We start from the raw sequence: 17,871 nt of genomic DNA on the forward strand, positions 1-17,871 counted from the left end.
TCACCAATGTCCAGTAAGCGCGTAGGGATCATGGGTGGAACATTCGATCCGATCCACCACGGTCACCTGGTCGCGGCCAGCGAGGTCCAGGCCCGCTTCGAGCTGGACGAGGTGATGTTCGTCCCCACCGGCCAGCCCTACGAGAAGGGCAAGGTCTCGCCGGCCGAGGACCGCTACCTGATGACGGTCATCGCCACCGCCTCCAACCCGCGCTTCCACGTCAGCCGCGCCGACATCGACCGGGACGGCCCCACGTACACCGTCGACACGCTGCGCGACATGCGCGCCGTCTACGGGCAGTCCGCCGAGCTGTACTTCATCACCGGCGCCGACGCGCTCGGCCGGATCCTGTCGTGGAAGGACGCGCTGACCATGCTCGGCCTGGCGCACTTCATCGGCGTCACCCGGCCCGGCTTCGAGCTCTCCAAGGCGCACCTGCCGCCGGAGAGCGTGACCCTGGTCGAGGTGCCCGCGATGGCGATCTCGTCCAGTGACTGCCGCCACCGGGTGGCGGGCGGCCTGCCGGTCTGGTACCTGGTGCCCGACGGTGTCGTGCAATACATCAACAAGCGGGGCCTCTATCGGGACTCGGGCAATACGCCACCGGTGTGAGACGCTTGAACTCCTGATAGTCGACTCCGAGGGGACTCTTTTGCCCGTCACCGAACGCGCTCTGGAACTCGCGCTGACGGCCGCCCAGGCCGCCGCCGACAAGAAGGCGCAGGACATCTCCGTCATCGACGTCGCCGACCAGCTCTACATCACCGACGCCTTCGTCATCGCCTCGGCGTCGAACGAGCGTCAGGTGGTCGCGGTCGTCGACGCCATCGAGGAAGCTCTCGTCAACCTGCCGGAGAAAGCCAAGCCGGTGCGTCGCGAGGGCGAGCGGCAGGGCCGCTGGGTGCTGCTGGACTACGTCGACATCGTCGTGCACGTGCAGCACACCGAGGAGCGCGAGTTCTACGCTCTCGACAAGCTGTGGAAGGACTGCCCGGTCATCCCGTTCGTGGACCGGGACATGGTCGACGCGGGTTCTTCCCGGGGTGACATCGGTTTTCCGCCGCGGGCAAGCACTGACGCGCAGTGACGAGGGTCATCGTCTGGCGGCACGGCAACACCGACTGGAACGCCGGGCACCGCGTCCAGGGACAGACCGACGTGCCGCTCAACGACCTCGGCCGGCGGCAGGCCGTCGAGGCGGCGGAACTGCTCGTGCGCATGCGCCCGGCCGCGATCGTCTCCAGCGACCTGCGCCGGGCCGCTGACACCGCCGCCGCGCTCGCCGCGCTGACCGGCCTCTCGGTCGGCACCGACGACCGGCTCCGGGAGCGCTACTTCGGCGCCTGGCAGGGCCTCACCATGCGCGAGGTGGCCGAGCAGCGCCCGCAGGAGCACGCCCGGTGGACCGCCGGCGAGGACGTCGTCGGCGGCGACGTGGAAACCCTCGACGACCTGGGTAAACGGGTCTCCGAGGCGATCCAGGACGCGGCCCGGCTGGTGCCGGACGGTCAGACGGTCGTGGTCGCCACCCACGGCGCCGCGGCCCGGCAGGGGGTCGGGCACCTGCTCGGCTGGCCGCGCGAGCAGCTGCGGACGCTGCGGGCCCTGCAGAACTGCCACTGGGTGGAGCTCACCGACGACCCGGTGCGCGGGTGGCAGCTGGCGGCGTACAACGTGGGCGTCCTCGCGGACCGGCCGGTGCCCCCGCCGGTCTGAAGGAACCACCGCGGATCCGGTAGCGTCCAAGCACCATGAACCGTCGAAGCGTTGTCCCCGCCGCGCTGCTCCTGGCGTTCCTCGCCGGCTGTGCGAACAACAACACCGTCGACCCCGGTGCCCCCGCGCCGGCCACATCCCCGTCGGCTGTTCCGTCGGTCCCCCCGACCGAAGCGGCCCCGACCAAACCGGCCCCGGCCGGTGGCACCACGGTCACCGGCACGGTCACCGCGGGCGTGGAGCCCGGCTGCCTGCTGCTCACCGGCTCCGGCGTCGAGCACCTGCTGATCTTCGAGGACGACACGATGGAGAAATCCGTCAAGGTCGGCAGCACGGTCACGGTCACCGGCCGGCCGGAGAGCGGCATGATGACCACCTGCATGCAGGGCGAGCCGTTCGTGGTCACCTCGGTGGCCGCCAACTGACCGGTGGCTTCATCAAGTACCTTGCGTGCATGACCATCGCGGTCGTGACCGACTCCACGGCGTACCTGCCGGCCGAACTCGGCGGCACGTATGAGCTGACCATCGTTCCGCTCACCGTCGTCATCAACGGCTGGGACGGGCTGGAGGGCCTGGAGATCTCGCCCGCCGAGGTCGCCCGGGCCCTCGGCACACGCCGTGCCTCCGTCAGCACGTCCCGGCCCGCGCCGTCGCAGTTCGTCGCGGAATACCGGCGGCTGCTCGACGCCGGCGCCGACGGCATCGTCTCCGTGCACCTGTCCGCCAAACTGTCCGGCACGTTCGAGGCCGCTCAGCTGGCGGCCGCCGAGATCGGCCCCCAGGTCCAGGTGGTGGACAGCGGAACGGCCGCGATGGGGCTGGGCTTCCCGGCGCTCGCCGCGGCGTCAGCCGCGGCACGCGGCGAAGACCTCGAGACGGTACGGCGTACCGCGGTCGAGCACTCGGAGCGGGTGAGCACCCTCTTCTACGTCGACACGCTGGAGTTCCTGCGCCGCGGCGGCCGGATCGGGGCGGCGTCCGCCCTGGTCGGCACCGCCCTGTCGGTCAAGCCGATCCTGCACGTCCTCGGTGGCGCCGTGGTCGTCCGCGACAAGGTCCGCACCGCGGGCCGCGCCCTCACCCGCCTCGTCGACCTGGCGGTGGAGGCGGCCGGCGACGGCGAGGCCGACATCGCCGTGCACCACCTGGGCACCCCCGACCGGGCGTCGGCGCTGGTCGACGCGATCAGCATGCGGCTCGGTGAACGGCTCAAGGACTGCTACCTCACCGAGGTGGGCGCCGTGGTGGCCGCGCACACCGGCCCTGGCCTGGCCGGCGTGGTCGTGCACCGCCGCGGCTAGGCCTCCGGCCAGGCCCGGCCGGACCAGCGGGACGGGTACTCGCCGGACCGCTCGAGCAGCGGCTCCAGCTCGGGCCAGGGGACCAGGCGGTCGCCGAGCTGCACCTCGTCGGCCTCCGGCAGCAGGGTGGGCGCGTTCCGCTCCCAGACCGCCCGGGTACGCCAGCCGTCCCGCTCCGACGCGACCAGCGTGAGCGGTGCGAACGTGGCGGGGGAGTCCTCGGCCTGCCGGGAGTACTCGCGGACCGCCAGCACCCGCTCGGCCCGGCGGACCAGATGGTGCAGCGGATGGCCGGGCGGCGCCGAGTAGGGCACCGTGCAGCCGTCGTCGTCGCTCACGTAGGCCATCGGGGTCAGCCCGCGCGCCGAACTCAGGAAGCACTCCTCGGCCTGGGCGAAGAGGCCGGGCAGATGATCGCTGCCGTCCGCGGCCACCAGCAGGGTGCCGCGTTCCGGGGCGAAGGCCACCGGGACACCGCCGACCTGCTCGGCCAGCCGGCCCAGCCAGCCCTCCAGCAGCAGATGCGAGGTCCAGTAGGCGTCGCCGTCATCGACGAACCGCACCACGGTCGGGCCGTTCGCGGTGCCGTGCAGCACCGCACCGGGGAGGTTGGCGCGGGCCCTGGCGAAGACCCGGTCGGCGGAGACGCTCCAGGCGGACAGTTGGGTGGCTGTCACGTACGTCATGGTGTCCGGCTGATCGACCACGACGAACTCGGACAGGAAAGGCCAGGCCGGGCGGCGCAGCGGCGCGCCCGGCGCGACGCCGCGCAGCACCGGCCGCAACAGCGGCGCGGCCTCGGCCCACGCCTCCGGCAGACCGGGGGTACGCAGCAGACCGGCCACGAAATCGTCGACGGCCTGGCGCCGGGGCCGTTTCGCCAGCAGCGGTTCGAGCTGCAGGATGCTCGGCTCGGCGTCACCGGGCGCGGTGAAGCGGATCTCGAACGCCCGGGAGTGATAGCGGGCGTCGGTGACTCCCGCCCGGCGCAGACGCCGGATCACCCGGGCGGCCAACCGGGCCCGGGCGATCCTCCGAATGAGGCCCACGACGTCTGTCCTCTCGCGCCTCGCAGTTCCGCTGTCGAGTGCCCTATCGCCGCCGGGCCGGCCGGGCGATGATCGCGCGGGCGTCGAGATCATCGTCGGTCACCACGGTGGCCGTCAATCCGTTCCCGGCGGCGATCGGCTCCGCGATCGCCGCCTGTGCCTCGGTGATCTCCGAGAGCAGCAGTCCGGTCGGGGCGAGCCAGTCCGCGGCCTCGGCCGCGACCGCCCGGAACACGGCGAGACCGTCGTCGCCGCCGTCGAGAGCGATCCGCGGCTCGTGCTCGCGTGCCTCGGCGGGAAGGAACGCGAGGTGCGGGGTCGCCACATAGGGCACGTTCGCCAGCAGCACGTCGATCCGCCCGCGCAGCGCTTCCGGGAGCGCTGCGAAAAGATCACCCTGATGGACGTCGTCGTCGCCCAGATTGTCGCGGGCGCAGGCAACCGCGACCGGGTCGATGTCGGCGGCGTGCAGGACGATGCCGGGCAGCTGGTGCCGGACGGCCAGGCCGAGCGCGCCGGAACCGCAGCAGAGATCCACGACCAGGCCGTTCGGCGGAGCGGCCGCGGTGGCGAGGCGGACCAGCAGCTCGCTGCGCACGCGGGGGACGAAGACGCCGGGGCGGAGGGTGACCCGGACGCCGCAGAAGTCGGCGAAGCCGACCACCTGCTCCAGTGGCTCGCCCGCGGCGCGGCGCTCGACCAGGGCGGACAGCGCGGCGTCGTGCTCGGCGACGGTCCTGAGCACAGCCACCTCCTGCTCGGCGAAGACGCATCCTGCGGCCCGCAGCCTCCGGGTGGCCGCCGCGGTCGCATCGGTCGTAGTCACAGGCAGTCCTTAGCACAGGAAAGGGCGGCTGTGGGGGTTGTCCACAGTGCCGGGCTGTCCACAGGGGTGCGGGCGGGGCGGCGGCGGAGTTCCTAACTTCGGGGGCGTGCGAGAGGCGAAGGATAGCGGTGAGGCCGTCGAGGCGCGGCTGCGGGCGGTGCTCGACCGCAAGCGGCCTGAGCTGGTGGGGGATCGTGGGCCGCTCGACTGGGCCGAGATCATTCCGGCCTGGTCGGAGGAGGAGCCGGAGGGTGGTGGTCACCCTTTCGGGCGGTCCGGGGGTGGTTCGGGGGCTGGGCCGGGCGACGGCGCTTCCGGAGCGTTCTCGGGGGTGGGGGCCGGGTTCGCTGATCTGTGGCCGGGGCCGGTCGAGGCGCCGCAGGCCTATCCCTGGGAGGGCGCGGGGGGCTTGCGCCCGGCCGGGCGTCCCGGTGCTGCCGCCTTCGACTCTCCGGGTTTGCCGGGTGTTGGTGCTGTTGGGGGTTTGGGCTCGTCCTCTGGTCCGCCGGGTGTCGCTGGTGTTGAGGGCTTGGGGTTTTCTGGTGCGCCGGGTGTTGGGGGTTTGGGGTCCTCTGCGCAGGCTGTCTCTGGTGCTGGAGATGTGGTGTCTTCTGCTGCGCCGGATGTTGCTGGTTCTGGTGGATCCCCTGGTGCGCTGGGCCTGACCGGTGGCCGCTCTGATGCCTCTAGTGCACCGGGTCTCGCTGGAGATCCCGGTGTGCCCGACGGGCCCGGCGTGGAGCAGGCGGAGTCCGGTTCGCGCCTGAGTGGGGAGGGCGCCTTCGGCGGCGAGCGGCGACCCTGGCTGCAGGCCGTGGACCCCGGCCGGCCGGGAGTCCGGGCACTCGCCGCGGTGGCCGTCGTCGTTGTGCTGGTCGCGGCCTTCCTGGCGTGGCGCGCGCGGCCGCGGGTCGATCAGGTCGCACCGGTCTTCGATGTGACCGCAAGCACCGGAGCGCGCATCTCTTCCCCCGCCCCGTCAGGCGCATCGGGTGAGGTGGTCGTCGCGGTCGGGGGAAAGGTGCGCAAGCCCGGCCTGGTCCGCCTGGCACCGGGCGCCCGAGTGGCCGACGCACTGACCGCCGCCGGCGGCGCGGACCCCGGCGTCGACGTGGCCACGCTCAACCTGGCCCGCCGGGTCACCGACGGCGAACTCATCATGGTCGGCGTTTCCGTTCCTCCCGGCGCTGTTCCTCCCGGCGCTGTTCCTCCCGGCGCCGCTCCTTCCGGCGGCGCCGCACCGGGAACCGCCGGCGCGCTCGTCAACCTCAACACCGCGACCCTGGCCGACCTCGACCGCCTGCCCGGCGTGGGCCCGGTGCTCGCCCAGCGCATCCTGGACACCCGCGACGCCCAGGGCGGCTTCCGCGCCGTCGGCGACCTCCGCAAGGTGGACGGCATCGGCGACGCCCGTTATGAGCAGCTCAAAGACCTGGTGACCGTCTGATGCGCGCCGGCACGCCCCACCGCGAGGATCCCCGCGTGCCGGACCTCCGGCTGGCCGGCTTCACCGTGGGAACTTGGCTCTCCGCCCTGGCCGCCCTGCATCTCGCCGCCGTCCCCGGCGTCCTGCTGGGCGCTTTCGCCCTTGCCGCCGCGGCTGTGCTCCTTTTCCCGCAGCTCCGCTCCTGGCGCCGGGGCCGCTCCTCCTCGGCTGCCGTCTCGCCGTCTGCGTCTTCCACGGCCCTTGCCCCGTCGGCTGCGTCCTCTTCTGCTCCCGCCTCGCCGCCTGCATCTTTCTCGGCCCTTGCCCCGCCGGATGCGTCCTCTTCTGCTCCCGCCTCGCCGCCTGCGTCCTCCTCCACTCCTGCCGTGCCGTCGGCGGCCTCCTTCACCTCTACTGCTTCATCCACGTCTTCTTCCACGTCGTCCGCCGCCTCGAGCGCGTCCTCCAATCCCGCTGCGGCCCCCACCTGCTCTGCCTCTTCCTCCCGCGCGAACGAGGCCCCTTCCTCCCGCGCGAGCAGGGCGGGGCGGCGTTTCGGGCTTCCGGCGTGGCTCCGCGGCTTGGGGGTGCGCTGGATCGGGGTGGCGGTGGTGCTGGGGATCGGCTGTGGGGCGATCGCGACCGGGGCGCGGATGTCCGTGCGCGAGGCCGACGCGCTGGTCGCGCTCATCGAGGCCGGGGAGCCGGTCGAGGTGGAGGTGGTCGTGCGGGATGATCCGCGGCTGCTGCCCCGGTCGGCGGGGCCGCCGACGTACCTGGTCGCGGTCGAACTCCGTACCGTCCGGGCCGAGGAACAAGCGCCGGTGAGGCTGTCTGCTCGCGCTCTGGTGCTCGGGGCTGATCCGGGATGGCGTGGGCTGCTGCCCGGGCAGCGGGTGACCGCTGCCGGGCGTCTCATGCCACCGCGACCGGGAGATCTGCGAGCCGCGGTGATCTCGGCGCGTAAGCCGCCGGTGCCGGTTGGGCAGTCCTCCTGGGCGCAGCGAGCCGCCGGGGTGCTGCGGGCCGGACTCCAACTGGCGTGCGAGCCGTTGCCGGACGAGTCCGGTGGGCTTCTTCCCGGCCTGGTCGTAGGGGACACCAGCCGCCTCGATCCGGCCTTGGAGGAAGATTTCCGCACGACCGGAATGACACATTTAACGGCGGTATCGGGCACTAACGTCGCCATCGTCCTGGGCGTGGTGCTTTTCCTGGTGCGGCGGGCTCGAGCCGGGCCGGTGCTGTCCGCCTGCGTGTGCGCTGTCGCGCTGGCCGGATTCGTCATCCTGGCCCGGCCGTCGCCGAGCGTGGTCCGGGCCGCCGCGATGGGCGCCATCGGACTCCTGGGCCTGGCGACCGGGCGTCCACGGGCTGCGGTGCCGGCGTTGGCGGCGGGTGCGGCTGTCCTGATCATCGCGGATCCCGAACTGGCCGCGGACCCCGGTTTCGCCCTGTCGGTGCTGGCGACGTCGGGTCTGCTCCTGCTCGCGCCGGCCTGGCGGGACGGCTTGCGGCGGCGTGGGTTCCCGTCCGGCGCGGCCGAGGCGCTGGCCGTGCCGGCCGCGGCCCAGGTTGCCTGTGGGCCGGTGGTCGCCGCGCTCTCCGGGACGGTCAGTCTGGTGTCGGTACCCGCCAACCTGGTCGCGGTGCCGGCGATCGCGCCGGCCACGCTGCTCGGTGTCGGCGCGGCCGTGCTGTCCCCGGTGTGGCCGGGTGGCGCCGAGTTCCTGGCATGGCTGGGGCACTGGCCGACCGAATGGCTGGTGCTCGTCGCGCGCACCGGCGCCCGGGTGCCGGCCGGTGCGCTGCCCTGGCCGGGTGGTGCGGCCGGTGGTCTCCTGTTGGCGGTCCTCACCCTTGCTTTCCTGGTCGCGGCGCGCCGAGCCGTCGTACGCCGGCTGGCAGCCGTGGTCGCGCTCGCGGCGATGCTCGGATCGCTGCCGGTGCGGATTCTCGCCTCCGGCTGGCCGCCACCGGGCTGGCTGGTGGTCGCCTGCGCGGTGGGGCAGGGGGACGCGGTCGTGCTGCCCGCCGGATCGGGCCGCGCGGTGGTGATCGACGCCGGCCCGGAACCGAACGCGGTCGACCACTGCCTGCGCCGCCTCGACATCCGGCAGGTGGTGCTGCTGGCGGTCAGTCACTTCCACGCCGACCACATCGGTGGGGTCGCCGGCGTGTTCCGTGGCCGGGAGGTGGCCGCGGTGATCGGCCCGGATTGGCCGGAGCCGGTCGGGGGCCGGGCCGACGTCGAGGCGGCAGCCGCCCGGGCCGGGACGCCGTTGCGGGCGGTCGGGCCGGGCTGGGCGTACGAGATCGGCGGTCTGCGCGTGGAGGTGCTGGGCCCGATCGAGCCGATGCGGGGCACGAACTCCGATCCGAACAACAACTCGCTGATCCTGCGGGCCACGTTCGGTGGCCGGTCCGTGCTGCTGCCGGGGGATGCGGAGATCGAGCAGCAGGACGATCTGGTGGGGAAGCTGGGAGTGGACGGGCTGCGAGCGGACGTGCTGAAGGTCGCCCACCACGGGAGCGCACTGCAGGCGCCGGAGTTGCTGGACGCCGTGAATCCTGCGGTCGCGCTCGTGTCAGTCGGCCTGGACAACGATTACGGGCACCCGAACCCGGCTGTGCTGGCGCGGCTGGCCCGCGGCGGAGCGCGGATCGTGCGCACCGACGAGTCGGGGGACGTGGCGGCGGTGATCGCGGGAAGTGGGCTGGCGGTCGCCGCCCGTGGCGATCCCCCGGCGAAGTGAGGGCCTGCGCTGAAGGCTGAGTTCTGCGAGCCTCTACGCCGGCTCGGGGCGAGTTCTTCGGCGCTTCGCGTCTTTAGACGCGTTCTGCGGGCATCTGCGCCTTGCGACCAGTTCTGCGAGGCTCTGCCCCTTGGGGTGAGTCCTGCGGGGCTCCGCGCCTTTGGGCGAACTCTGCGGGGCATCCGCGCCTTGGGACGCGTTCTGCGGCTCCGGGCTTGAGGGCGAGCTTCATGCCGGAGCTGTGCGACACGCCCGGCTCAAGGACGCGAGCTGCGCGGTTGCATGCCTCATCCAGGTCAATAACGGACTAAACGGCTGCAAAGCGCCACGCGAGCATCGGACCTGAGCAACTGACTTTACGGGCGGCTAGTCATCCCCGGCGGACGATATGTCGGGATTCGCATTCGGTGATCGGCGTCCATGCGCGAAGGAGTGAGCCGCGCGGACTTGTCGGTGCACCGTGCGACGATATTGCGCGTGAACTCTGTGCCGCCCCCCTCGTTGCTGCTCGTCCAAGGCGATGAGGAATTGCTCGCCGCCCGCGCCGTCTCCGCGGCTGTGGACGCTGCCCGGGCGGCCGACCCCGGTGCCGACGTCCGGGAATACGAGGCGGGCGCGCTGATGGCCGGCGAGGTGGCCGAGATGCTGAGCCCGTCGCTCTTCGGCGGGCGGCGTGTCCTGGTGATCCGAAGCGGTCAGGACGCCCGCAAGGACCTGACCGCGGCCCTGCTGGCCTATGCGAAGAACCCCGACCCCGACGTGACCTTGATCGTCACCCACCTGGGCGGGGCGAAAGGCAAGGCGTTCGCCGACGGTCTGCGCGCTGCCGGGGCGACCGTCGTGCCGGCCGCCAAGCTCAAGAATGATCGGGAGCGCATCGGGTTCGTGCGGGACGAGTTCCGGCGCAACGGCGCCCGGTGCGACGAGGCCGCTGCCTCTGCTCTTCTGGCGGCGGTCGGTAACGACCTCCGGGAGATCGCGGCGGCCTGTTCGCAGCTGCTCGCCGACACCGACGGCAAGATCACCGAGGCGGTCGTCGCGCGCTACTACAAGGGGCGCGCCGAGGTCAGCGGCTTCACAGTGGCCGACGCGGCGATGGTCGGCGACCTGCCAGGCGCCCTGGAGGCCCTGCGCTGGGCGCTGCACGTCGGCGTCGACCCGGTGCCGATCGCGGACGCGCTGGCCGACGGTGTGCGTACGGTCGCTCGGGTGGCGTCCGCCGGTCGGGGCAACCCCTATCAGCTGGCGAGCACCCTGGGCATGCCCGCGTGGAAGATCCAGCGGGCTCAGGAGCGCAGCCGCGGCTGGACGCCGGAGGGCCTGACCGACGCGATGCGCGCCGCCGCCGACTGCAACGCGGCCGTGAAGGGCGGCGCTGAGGACCGCGGCTACGCCCTTGAGCAGGCGATCTTCGCGGTGGCCACAGCGCGGCGGGACGGCGGTGCCCGTTGACCCGGACGATCCGCTCACGCCGTGCCAGCACCGCCGCCCAGCCTCTCTACGCCCGGGTGCTGCGGTTGCGGCATCTGGCGCCCAGCGGGCTGCTTTGCTTCGTCTTCCTCGAGGGTGCGGTGGTGCTGGGCATCCTGCTGGCCCTGGCCGAGCTGGTCAGCTGGTGGGGCGTCCTGGTGCTGCCGGTCACGGTGGCCGTGATGGTCAAGTTCAACGACCTGGTCGCCGGCACGTTCGTCCAGGCCCCATCCGCGGCGCCCACCACGGCGCGAGCCTCCGTGCTGCGCCCGGCCGCAATGCCCTATGCCGGCGCGACATCGCAGCCGGCTTCCGGCAGCCCGGCCGCCGAGCCCGCCGCTCGGAGCGTGTCCGGCGCCGCGGACGCTGCCTACTCGCCGGCTGACCGTTTCGCCGCCACCTACGGCGACAAGGCGGCCGCAGCCCGAGCCCACGCCGACCGCTACGGCGTGCCGGGTGCAGGCTTCCGCGGCGAGGCCGCCGAGGGACACGCCCAGTCAGACCGGTATGGCGCGGCGGGCCTCCGCGACCAGATCGCGGCAGGGCAGCCCCAGGCGGATCGCTACGGCTCTCTGGACGAGAGTTTCCGCGAGCAAGCTCCGGCAGGGCAGCCCCAGGCTGACCGCTACGGCTCTTTTGACGGGGGCTTCCGCGAGGCGGCGCCTTCGGTTGGCGGATTCCAGGCAGGCTTCCAGGCGGCTGGGCATATCGAGGTGGATCGCTACAGCGCGGTGGGTTCGGGCTTCCGCGACGAGACTGTGGTGGGGCAGGCCGAGGCGGATCGCTACGGCGCGATGGTCCAGGACGAAACTGTGACCGGGCGGGTTCAGGAGTACCGCTACGGCGGGCTGGGCGCAGGCCTCCGTGACGAGGCCCCAGCTGACCGGTATGGCGCGGGGTCTTCTGTGATCGGAACCACCCACGGCGGGCCGGTGGTTGCTCAGCAGGCGCCCACAAGCCGGTTCGGGGAGGATGCCCCGGCAGGTAACGCGGTCTATCCGGTCGCCGGCGGGCAGGAACGTTCGGTGGAGCCAGGGGAGCAGCCACTCGCCGGCACCTCACCGGCCGGGATGACAGCCGCAATGCCGGTCTCCGGCCACGGGCATCCGCCCCATGGGCAGGCGCAGGGTGAGGATGCCGCGACTCGGACGTCCCCCACGAGCGCTGGCCCGGTCCGGCGGGCCTGGGCGGATCAGTTGGACATCCGGCAGCAGATCGCCCGTCAGGCCGCCGCGCGTCGCTACGAGTAGCGAGTGGCGGCAGGAAGGGCTGAGCAGCGGGAACAGCGCCTTAGCGGGATCTCTGCGGAGAGCGAGGCGTGGACCGCTTGCGGTGACCGGCGAGCAGCGCGGTGGCGGTCGAGTGGAGAAGCCCGTCGCGCGACGGCCACGGGATAGTCCGCGGCCATCGCGGTGTCCGGGCAGGAGGGCACAGCTCCCTGGCTGGTTTGAGCCACGCGCGAGCCGCTGCGACGGGCGTTGAGGCGCATGGGCGCTGCTACGACGGGCGTTGAGGCGTATGGATGCTGCCGCGACCGGCGTCCAGCCTCATGTGTCTGCTGCGACGGGGCGTTGGGCCGCCACCTGGATGCTGCTATGACGGGCGTCGAGCACGCGTACTGCTGCGACGGTCGGAGCGCGCCTCGCCCGTACCTTATTGGGAACAGAAAAGGGCACCGCTGCGGACCTGAAGGTCCGGCGGTGCCCTTTTCACTGAAGCCTGACTCGCCGGAGGGGGCGAGCTGTGTCAGCGGCCGCGTCCATGCGGCCGTGACCTGATCCGAACGGATCAGGCAGACAGCGAGGCGATCTTCTTGGCGATGGCCGACTTGCGGTTGGCCGCCTGGTTCTTGTGGATGACGCCCTTGCTGACAGCCTTGTCCAGCTGACGCGAAGCGTCACGCAGCAGCGCGGTGGCCGTCTCGGTGTTGCCGGCGTCGCTCGCCTCGTGAAGCTTGCGAATCACGGTCTTCAGCGACGACTTGACCGACTTGTTGCGCAGACGGGCCTTCTCGTTCTGCCGGTTGCGCTTGATCTGGGACTTGATGTTCGCCACGCGACAGCCTTGTCCTGACTAGGTTCGGAAAATGGTCTCAAGCGATGGTTATCACGGTCGCCTGTTCCGGCTGGGAGCCGGTGCAGCCGACGAGAACGTGTCACCACACGCGATGAGCCAGACTACCAGCACCGCTCCGAGCCGCCAAAACGGCTCCGGCCCGGAGTCGTTGATCACCGGTTCCAGCCTCGGCGTTCGGCGAGCCAGGCCAGGGCCTGCCCGCCGCTGAACCGGTGATGCTGCCGGCTGTGCGGAGAGGCGCTGCTGGGGCCGTCGGACGCGCGCACCAGCCAGTATCCGGCGAGCGCGGCCAGGGCGGCGTCGACACCTTCCGCCGGTGGGTGCCATCGCTCGAGGTGGGCGTCGACGTCGGCGCCGCTGGCGTAGGCGCTGATGAGCAGGGTCACCGTGTCGTACCAGGGTGCGCCGAGACACGGCCAGGTCCAGTCGCACAGCCAGGCCTTGCCGGAGGCGTCGATCAGGACGTTGTCGACGCGCAGGTCGCCGTGACACATCCCGGAGCCGCCGGTCAGCGACGGCAGCCGGCGTTCCAGGGCGGCGAGTTCGGCCAGGCGGTGCGGGGCGACGGTGCCGTGCGCGGTCGGCGGCATCGGTTCGTGGCCGGCTTCGATCAGTGACCACCACGACATCTCGGCGCGCAGGATGTCCGGCAGTGTGGGGAGCCCCACGGCGAGCAGGTCGGGTCCGGGATCGGCCAGTGCGGCGGCGGCGCCGGCCCAGGCGGAGAGGGCGGCGTCCAGGTCGGCAGGGGACCAGGGCAGTGCCGGGATCCGGCCGTCGATCGTCTCCAGGCACAGGACGAACCACCCCGCCTCGACGAGCGTCCAGCTGGGCCGGGCGGCGTTCACCCCGAGGGGGAGGGCTGAGGTGATCGCGTGCTCACGGGCGTACCACTCGGAGGTCGGATCCCGCAGCGGCGCCGCCTTGACGAAGGCGCTGGTGCCCGCCGCGGTGCTGAGCACCGCGGCGAAAGCGCGGGTGAAGCCGCCGCCTGCGCTGCGCGCGGCGGTGACGGGCGCGCCGAGGCGCGCAGCGATCGCAGTCCGCACGCGCTTCGGAAGATCGGACCAATCGGGACGTACGGCGGTGGCGTCGTACGGTACGTCGGGCAACGTGATCGGCCGCATGTACCCATCCTGTCGTGCCGACGACCTACCGTGACATGCGCACCGGGCGGGCCTGGATTTGTCGTACCCGGCTGGGAGGATCGCAGGCATGAGAACCGACGATTTCTGGGCGGTCATCGACCGCGCCACCGTGGACCGGCCCGCCTCGCCCGCCGAGGTGGCCGAGCGGGCCGTCGCCGACCTGGCCACGCGCGATCCGGAAGAGATCGTCGCCTGGGGCCGGCACCTCGACAAGGTGCTGGCCGCGTCCGGCACCGAGGACCTGTGGGCCGCGGCCTATCTGATCAACGGCGGCTGCACCGAGGAGGGCTTCGACAGCTTCCGCGGCTGGCTCGTGGCGCACGGCCGCAAGGCCGTCGCCGCCTCCGTCCAGTCGCCGGACGTGCTGGCCGGCATGCCCGCGGTGCGCGCCGCGGCGGAGAACGGTGCTGTCTTCGAGGCCGAGGAGGTGCTGTCCATCGCCGCGCGGGCCTATGAGAAGGCGACCGGCGAGCCACTCCCGGCTGCCGACCGGCCACGCACCCGCCCGGAGGTCGCCGACCTGTGGGACTTCGACAACGAGGACGAGATGCGCCGCCGGCTCCCGCGGCTCTCCGCCCTCTTTCTCGAGCCGCCGGAGTGATCGAGATGGTTCCCGCTCGGCTGAGCGTCGTGACGCTCGGCGCCCGTGAGGTCGGGACTCTTCGCTCCTTCTACCGGGCGCTCGGCTGGCCGGAGCTGCCGGGCGGCAGCGATGAGTGGGCCGGGTTCCTGCTCGGCGGTGTGCTGCTGGCGATCTTCCCGCTGACCGATCTGCGGGCGGAGGCGGTGCCGAGCGGCCCGGCCGGCGTCGGTGACTGGTCCGGTATGACCCTGGCCTGCAACGTCGACCGTCGTGACGAGGTCGACACGGCCTTTCGTGAAGCCGTGGCCGCCGGGGCGGTGCCGGTCGCGGCGCCGGTGGACCGACCATGGGGCGGCAGGTCCGGCTACATCGCCGACCCCGAGGGCAACCGCTGGGAGATCGCCTGGGCCGGTGGCGCGGTCTTCGACGAGCGGGGCTCGCTGCTCTCGTTCGGCGACGCCGCGACCTGAGGCTGGCCGAGTCCTGGCCGTTGTGCTCCGTCGTGGGCTGATTCGTCCCAGGGATCCGGTCGCCGCCGGGTCCGTGCGGGCCGCTGGAACGGGTGTGATCGGACCGCCCCGCGCGGACGTGGGACGATAGGAGGCGCCGGCTTGGCCGTCGGTGTCGCCGCCCTTCCGGGCCGAGCGGAAGCCAGCCTGCGCGGGCCGGGCGAAGCGCCAGCCCGCCAGGGCTGCGCGGAAGCCGTCTCGCCGGGAGCGCGAACGCCAGCCGCAAGCCGGCGAGCAGAGACGCCGGCCGCAGGTCGGCCTGGAAGGACGCCGGCGTCAAGCCGGTGAGGAAGACGCCGGTGTGAGCCGGCCTGGAAGATCAGCCCGCGAAGATCAGCCCGAGAAGAACGGAAGACCGTGCCTGGACCGCTCGACCCCGGCGTGAACGTGATCGGATCGACCGATCCCAGCCGCATCCGCAACTTCTGCATCATCGCCCACATCGACCACGGCAAGTCGACGCTGGCCGACCGGATGCTGCAGATCACCGGGGTGGTCGACCCGCGCCAGATGCGCGCGCAGTACCTCGACCGGATGGACATCGAACGCGAGCGCGGCATCACCATCAAGTCGCAGGCCGTGCGCATGCCCTGGACTGTTCGCGAGGGCGCTCAGCAGGGCGAGACCGCCGTGCTCAACATGATCGACACCCCGGGGCACGTCGACTTCACCTATGAGGTGTCCCGCAGCCTCGCCGCCTGTGAGGGCGCGATTCTGCTGGTCGACGCCGCGCAGGGGATCGAGGCGCAGACCCTCGCCAACCTGTACCTGGCGATGGAGAACGACCTCCACATCATCCCGGTGCTCAACAAGATCGACCTGCCGGCCGCGCAGCCGGAGAAGTACGCGGAGGAACTCGCCAAGCTGATCGGCGTCGAGCCGACCGACGTGCTGCGGGTCTCCGGCAAGACCGGTGTCGGCGTGGACCACCTGCTCGACGAGATCGTCCGGCAGTTCCAGCCGCCGGTCGGCGTCGCCGACGCCCCGGCACGCGCAATGATCTTCGACTCGGTGTACGACGTGTACCGCGGGGTCGTCACCTATGTGCGTGTGATCGACGGCCGGATCGAGGCCCGCGACCGGATCAAGATGATGTCGACCGGTGCGGTGCACGAGCTGCTCGAGATCGGCGTCGTCTCTCCGGAGATGGAGAAGGCGACCGCGCTCGGCGTCGGCGAGGTCGGCTACCTGATCACCGGCGTGAAGGACGTCCGCCAGTCGAAGGTCGGCGACACCGTCACCGGCAACAACCGGCCGGCGAAGGAAGCCCTCGGCGGCTACAAGGACCCGAAGCCGATGGTCTACTCGGGCCTCTACCCGATCGACGGCTCGGACTACCCGGCGCTGCGCGACGCCCTCGACAAGCTGAAGCTGAACGACGCCGCGCTCACCTACGAGCCGGAGACGTCGGCCGCGCTCGGCTTCGGCTTCCGCGTCGGCTACCTCGGCCTGCTGCACCTGGAGATCATCGGCGAGCGGCTGGAGCGCGAGTTCGGCCTGGACCTGATCTCGACCGCGCCGAACGTGGTCTACCAGGTGATCACCGAGGACGCGAAGGAGACGGTGGTCACCAACCCGAGTGAGTTCCCGACCGGCAAGATCGCTGAGATCCACGAGCCGGTGGTGCGTGCCACCGTCCTGGTGCCGAACGAGTATGTCGGCGCCGTGATGGAGCTGTGCCAGAGCCGCCGCGGCAGCCTGCTCGGCATGGAGTACCTGTCCTCCGAACGGGTGGAGTTGCGCTACACGCTCCCGCTCGCGGAGATCATCTTCGACTTCTTCGACCAGTTGAAGAGCAAGACCAAGGGGTACGCGTCGCTGGACTACGAGCCCTCCGGGGAGCAGGTGGCCGACCTGGTGAAGGTCGACATCCTGCTGCACGGTGAGCCGGTGGACGCGTTCAGCGCGATCGTGCACAAGGACAAGGCGTACTCCTACGGCACGACGATCGCGGCCAAGCTGCAGAAGCTGATCCCGCGGCAGCAGTTCGAGGTGCCGATCCAGGCCGCGATCGGCAGCCGGATCATCGCCCGGGAGACGATCCGGGCGATCCGCAAGGACGTGCTCGCGAAGTGCTACGGCGGTGACATCAGCCGGAAGCGGAAGCTGCTGGAGAAGCAGAAGGAAGGCAAGAAGCGGATGAAGATGGTCGGCCGGGTGGAGGTTCCCCAGGAGGCCTTCATCGCCGCACTGTCCACTTCCGAGGCCGCTGACCCTAAGGGGTCCGGAAAGAAATAGGGCGGTTTGATTTCTCGGGGGCTCGGGAACACAGGGGCTCGACGGACGCAACCCATTGCTCCACCCCCGAGGAGGAACCTCATGGAACTGACGCTCACCGGCATCATCGTCGCTCTCATCGTCGGCCTCGTCATCGGTGCGCTCGGCCGGCTCGTGGTACCGGGCCGGCAGAACATCCCGATCTGGCTGACCATGGTCGTCGGTGTGGTCGCGGCCCTGCTGGGCACCGTGATCGCGCGGGCCGCCGGTGTCGCTGACACCCGCGGTTTCGACTGGATCGAGTTCTTCTTCCAGGTGGTCCTGGCCGCGATCGGTGTGGCCCTGGTCGCCGGTGTCGGTGGCCGTCGCCGCCTCACCCGGTAATCGCAGCGCACGCGAGAGAAACGCCGGTCCCGCCCCCGCGGGCCGGCGTTTCGCCGTTCCCAAGCCCCCGCGAGCCGTTCCCAAGCCCCCGCGAGCCGTTCCCAAGCCCCCCGCGAGCCGTTCCCAAGCCCTCTTACGGGCCGTTCCCAAAGCCCTTGCGGAGCCGTTCCCGCGACCCTCGCAAGCTGTTCCCGCGACCCTCGCAAGCTGTTCCCGCGACCCTTGCAAGCTGTTCCTGCGGCCCTCGCAAGCTGTTCCTCCGGCGCGTGCAAGCCGTTCCCGAATCCCCGCAAGCCGTTCCCACACCCCGCAAGAAGCGCCTCAACCGCAGCCACCAAGCATTGCGCCCGCTGACGTGTGGGGGTGGGGGGTGGAGTTCGAGGGCGGCAGAGGAGGTGATTTGTCAACAAC

16 protein-coding genes and 1 pseudogene are annotated in these 17,871 nt (G+C 71.6%); 13 read left to right on the forward strand and 4 right to left on the reverse strand.

Translation table 11 applies throughout. The annotated features are described in order from the left end of the window. Nucleotides 1-6: 6 nt before the first annotated feature. Genes nadD through AB0F81_RS21135 form a run of 5 tightly spaced genes read left to right on the forward strand, consistent with a single transcriptional unit; the run spans nt 7 to nt 3,019 of the window. On the forward strand, nt 7-612 hold the full coding sequence (gene nadD, locus AB0F81_RS21115; RefSeq protein WP_360199701.1) for a nicotinate-nucleotide adenylyltransferase: 606 nt from the start codon (nt 7-9) through the stop codon (nt 610-612). A gap of 40 nt (nt 613-652) precedes the next feature. Beyond that, a complete protein-coding gene (rsfS, locus tag AB0F81_RS21120) occupies nt 653-1,087 on the forward strand; it encodes a ribosome silencing factor (RefSeq protein WP_360199703.1) in 435 nt (144 codons plus the stop codon). After that, nucleotides 1,084-1,716: a histidine phosphatase family protein gene (locus AB0F81_RS21125; protein WP_360199705.1), complete on the forward strand. Its 633-nt coding sequence runs from the start codon at nt 1,084-1,086 to the stop codon at nt 1,714-1,716. Before rsfS ends, AB0F81_RS21125 begins: the two co-directional genes overlap by 4 nt. Before the next feature lie 35 nt (nt 1,717-1,751). Further along, complete coding sequence (locus AB0F81_RS21130; protein WP_360199707.1) at nt 1,752-2,141, forward strand: hypothetical protein; 390 nt, start codon at nt 1,752-1,754, stop codon at nt 2,139-2,141. Between the two features lie 29 nt (nt 2,142-2,170). Beyond that, entirely contained in the window at nt 2,171-3,019 is an 849-nt protein-coding gene (locus tag AB0F81_RS21135; RefSeq protein ID WP_360199709.1) for a DegV family protein, read from the forward strand. Here the strand turns inward: AB0F81_RS21135 and AB0F81_RS21140 are convergent. Further along, on the reverse strand, nt 3,016-4,068 hold the full coding sequence (locus AB0F81_RS21140; protein WP_360199711.1) for a hypothetical protein: 1,053 nt from the start codon (nt 4,066-4,068) through the stop codon (nt 3,016-3,018). The two genes, AB0F81_RS21135 and AB0F81_RS21140, sit on opposite strands and share 4 nt — an antisense overlap. Before the next feature lie 43 nt (nt 4,069-4,111). Continuing rightward, complete coding sequence (locus AB0F81_RS21145; protein ID WP_360199713.1) at nt 4,112-4,894, reverse strand: putative protein N(5)-glutamine methyltransferase; 783 nt, start codon at nt 4,892-4,894, stop codon at nt 4,112-4,114. 763 nt (nt 4,895-5,657) lie between these two features. On the opposite strand from AB0F81_RS21145, the gene AB0F81_RS21150 reads away from it, so the two are divergent. The 4 genes and pseudogenes from AB0F81_RS21150 to AB0F81_RS21165 all read left to right on the forward strand — a co-directional run. Continuing rightward, a complete protein-coding gene (locus tag AB0F81_RS21150) occupies nt 5,658-6,341 on the forward strand; it encodes a ComEA family DNA-binding protein (protein ID WP_360199730.1) in 684 nt (227 codons plus the stop codon). Between the two features lie 566 nt (nt 6,342-6,907). Next, a complete protein-coding gene (locus tag AB0F81_RS21155; RefSeq protein WP_360199715.1) occupies nt 6,908-9,073 on the forward strand; it encodes a ComEC/Rec2 family competence protein in 2,166 nt (721 codons plus the stop codon). A 468-nt stretch (nt 9,074-9,541) separates the two neighbouring features. Continuing rightward, entirely contained in the window at nt 9,542-10,525 is a 984-nt protein-coding gene (gene holA, locus AB0F81_RS21160; protein WP_360199732.1) for a DNA polymerase III subunit delta, read from the forward strand. After that, nucleotides 10,522-10,776: pseudogene (locus tag AB0F81_RS21165) on the forward strand (hypothetical protein); the annotation flags it as partial. The gene holA and the pseudogene AB0F81_RS21165, both read left to right, overlap by 4 nt. Nucleotides 10,777-12,331: 1,555 nt before the next feature. Here the strand turns inward: AB0F81_RS21165 and rpsT are convergent. Both rpsT and AB0F81_RS21175 read right to left on the reverse strand, forming a co-directional pair. Continuing rightward, complete coding sequence (gene rpsT, locus AB0F81_RS21170; RefSeq protein ID WP_196420515.1) at nt 12,332-12,598, reverse strand: 30S ribosomal protein S20; 267 nt, start codon at nt 12,596-12,598, stop codon at nt 12,332-12,334. A 173-nt stretch (nt 12,599-12,771) separates the two neighbouring features. Next, nucleotides 12,772-13,746 carry a phosphotransferase gene (locus AB0F81_RS21175; RefSeq protein ID WP_360199718.1) on the reverse strand — a complete coding sequence of 325 codons (975 nt, stop codon included), beginning with the start codon at nt 13,744-13,746 and terminating at the stop codon, nt 12,772-12,774. 88 nt (nt 13,747-13,834) lie between these two features. Between AB0F81_RS21175 and AB0F81_RS21180 the strand changes: the two genes are divergently transcribed. From AB0F81_RS21180 to AB0F81_RS21195, 4 genes are all read left to right on the forward strand, one after another. After that, on the forward strand, nt 13,835-14,368 hold the full coding sequence (locus tag AB0F81_RS21180; RefSeq protein WP_360199720.1) for a DUF4240 domain-containing protein: 534 nt from the start codon (nt 13,835-13,837) through the stop codon (nt 14,366-14,368). Nucleotides 14,369-14,373: 5 nt separating this feature from the next. Further along, nucleotides 14,374-14,820, forward strand: a complete 447-nt coding sequence (locus AB0F81_RS21185; protein WP_360199722.1) for a VOC family protein — start codon at nt 14,374-14,376, stop codon at nt 14,818-14,820. 396 nt (nt 14,821-15,216) lie between these two features. Then, entirely contained in the window at nt 15,217-17,097 is a 1,881-nt protein-coding gene (gene lepA, locus AB0F81_RS21190) for a translation elongation factor 4 (protein WP_360199724.1), read from the forward strand. Nucleotides 17,098-17,178: 81 nt separating this feature from the next. Further along, nucleotides 17,179-17,460 carry a GlsB/YeaQ/YmgE family stress response membrane protein gene (locus AB0F81_RS21195; protein WP_360199726.1) on the forward strand — a complete coding sequence of 94 codons (282 nt, stop codon included), beginning with the start codon at nt 17,179-17,181 and terminating at the stop codon, nt 17,458-17,460. Nucleotides 17,461-17,871 lie beyond the last annotated feature (411 nt).

The sequence above is a fragment of the Actinoplanes sp. NPDC024001 genome (assembly GCF_040638955.1).
In the GTDB taxonomy this organism is placed as follows: Bacteria; Actinomycetota; Actinomycetes; order Mycobacteriales; family Micromonosporaceae; genus Actinoplanes.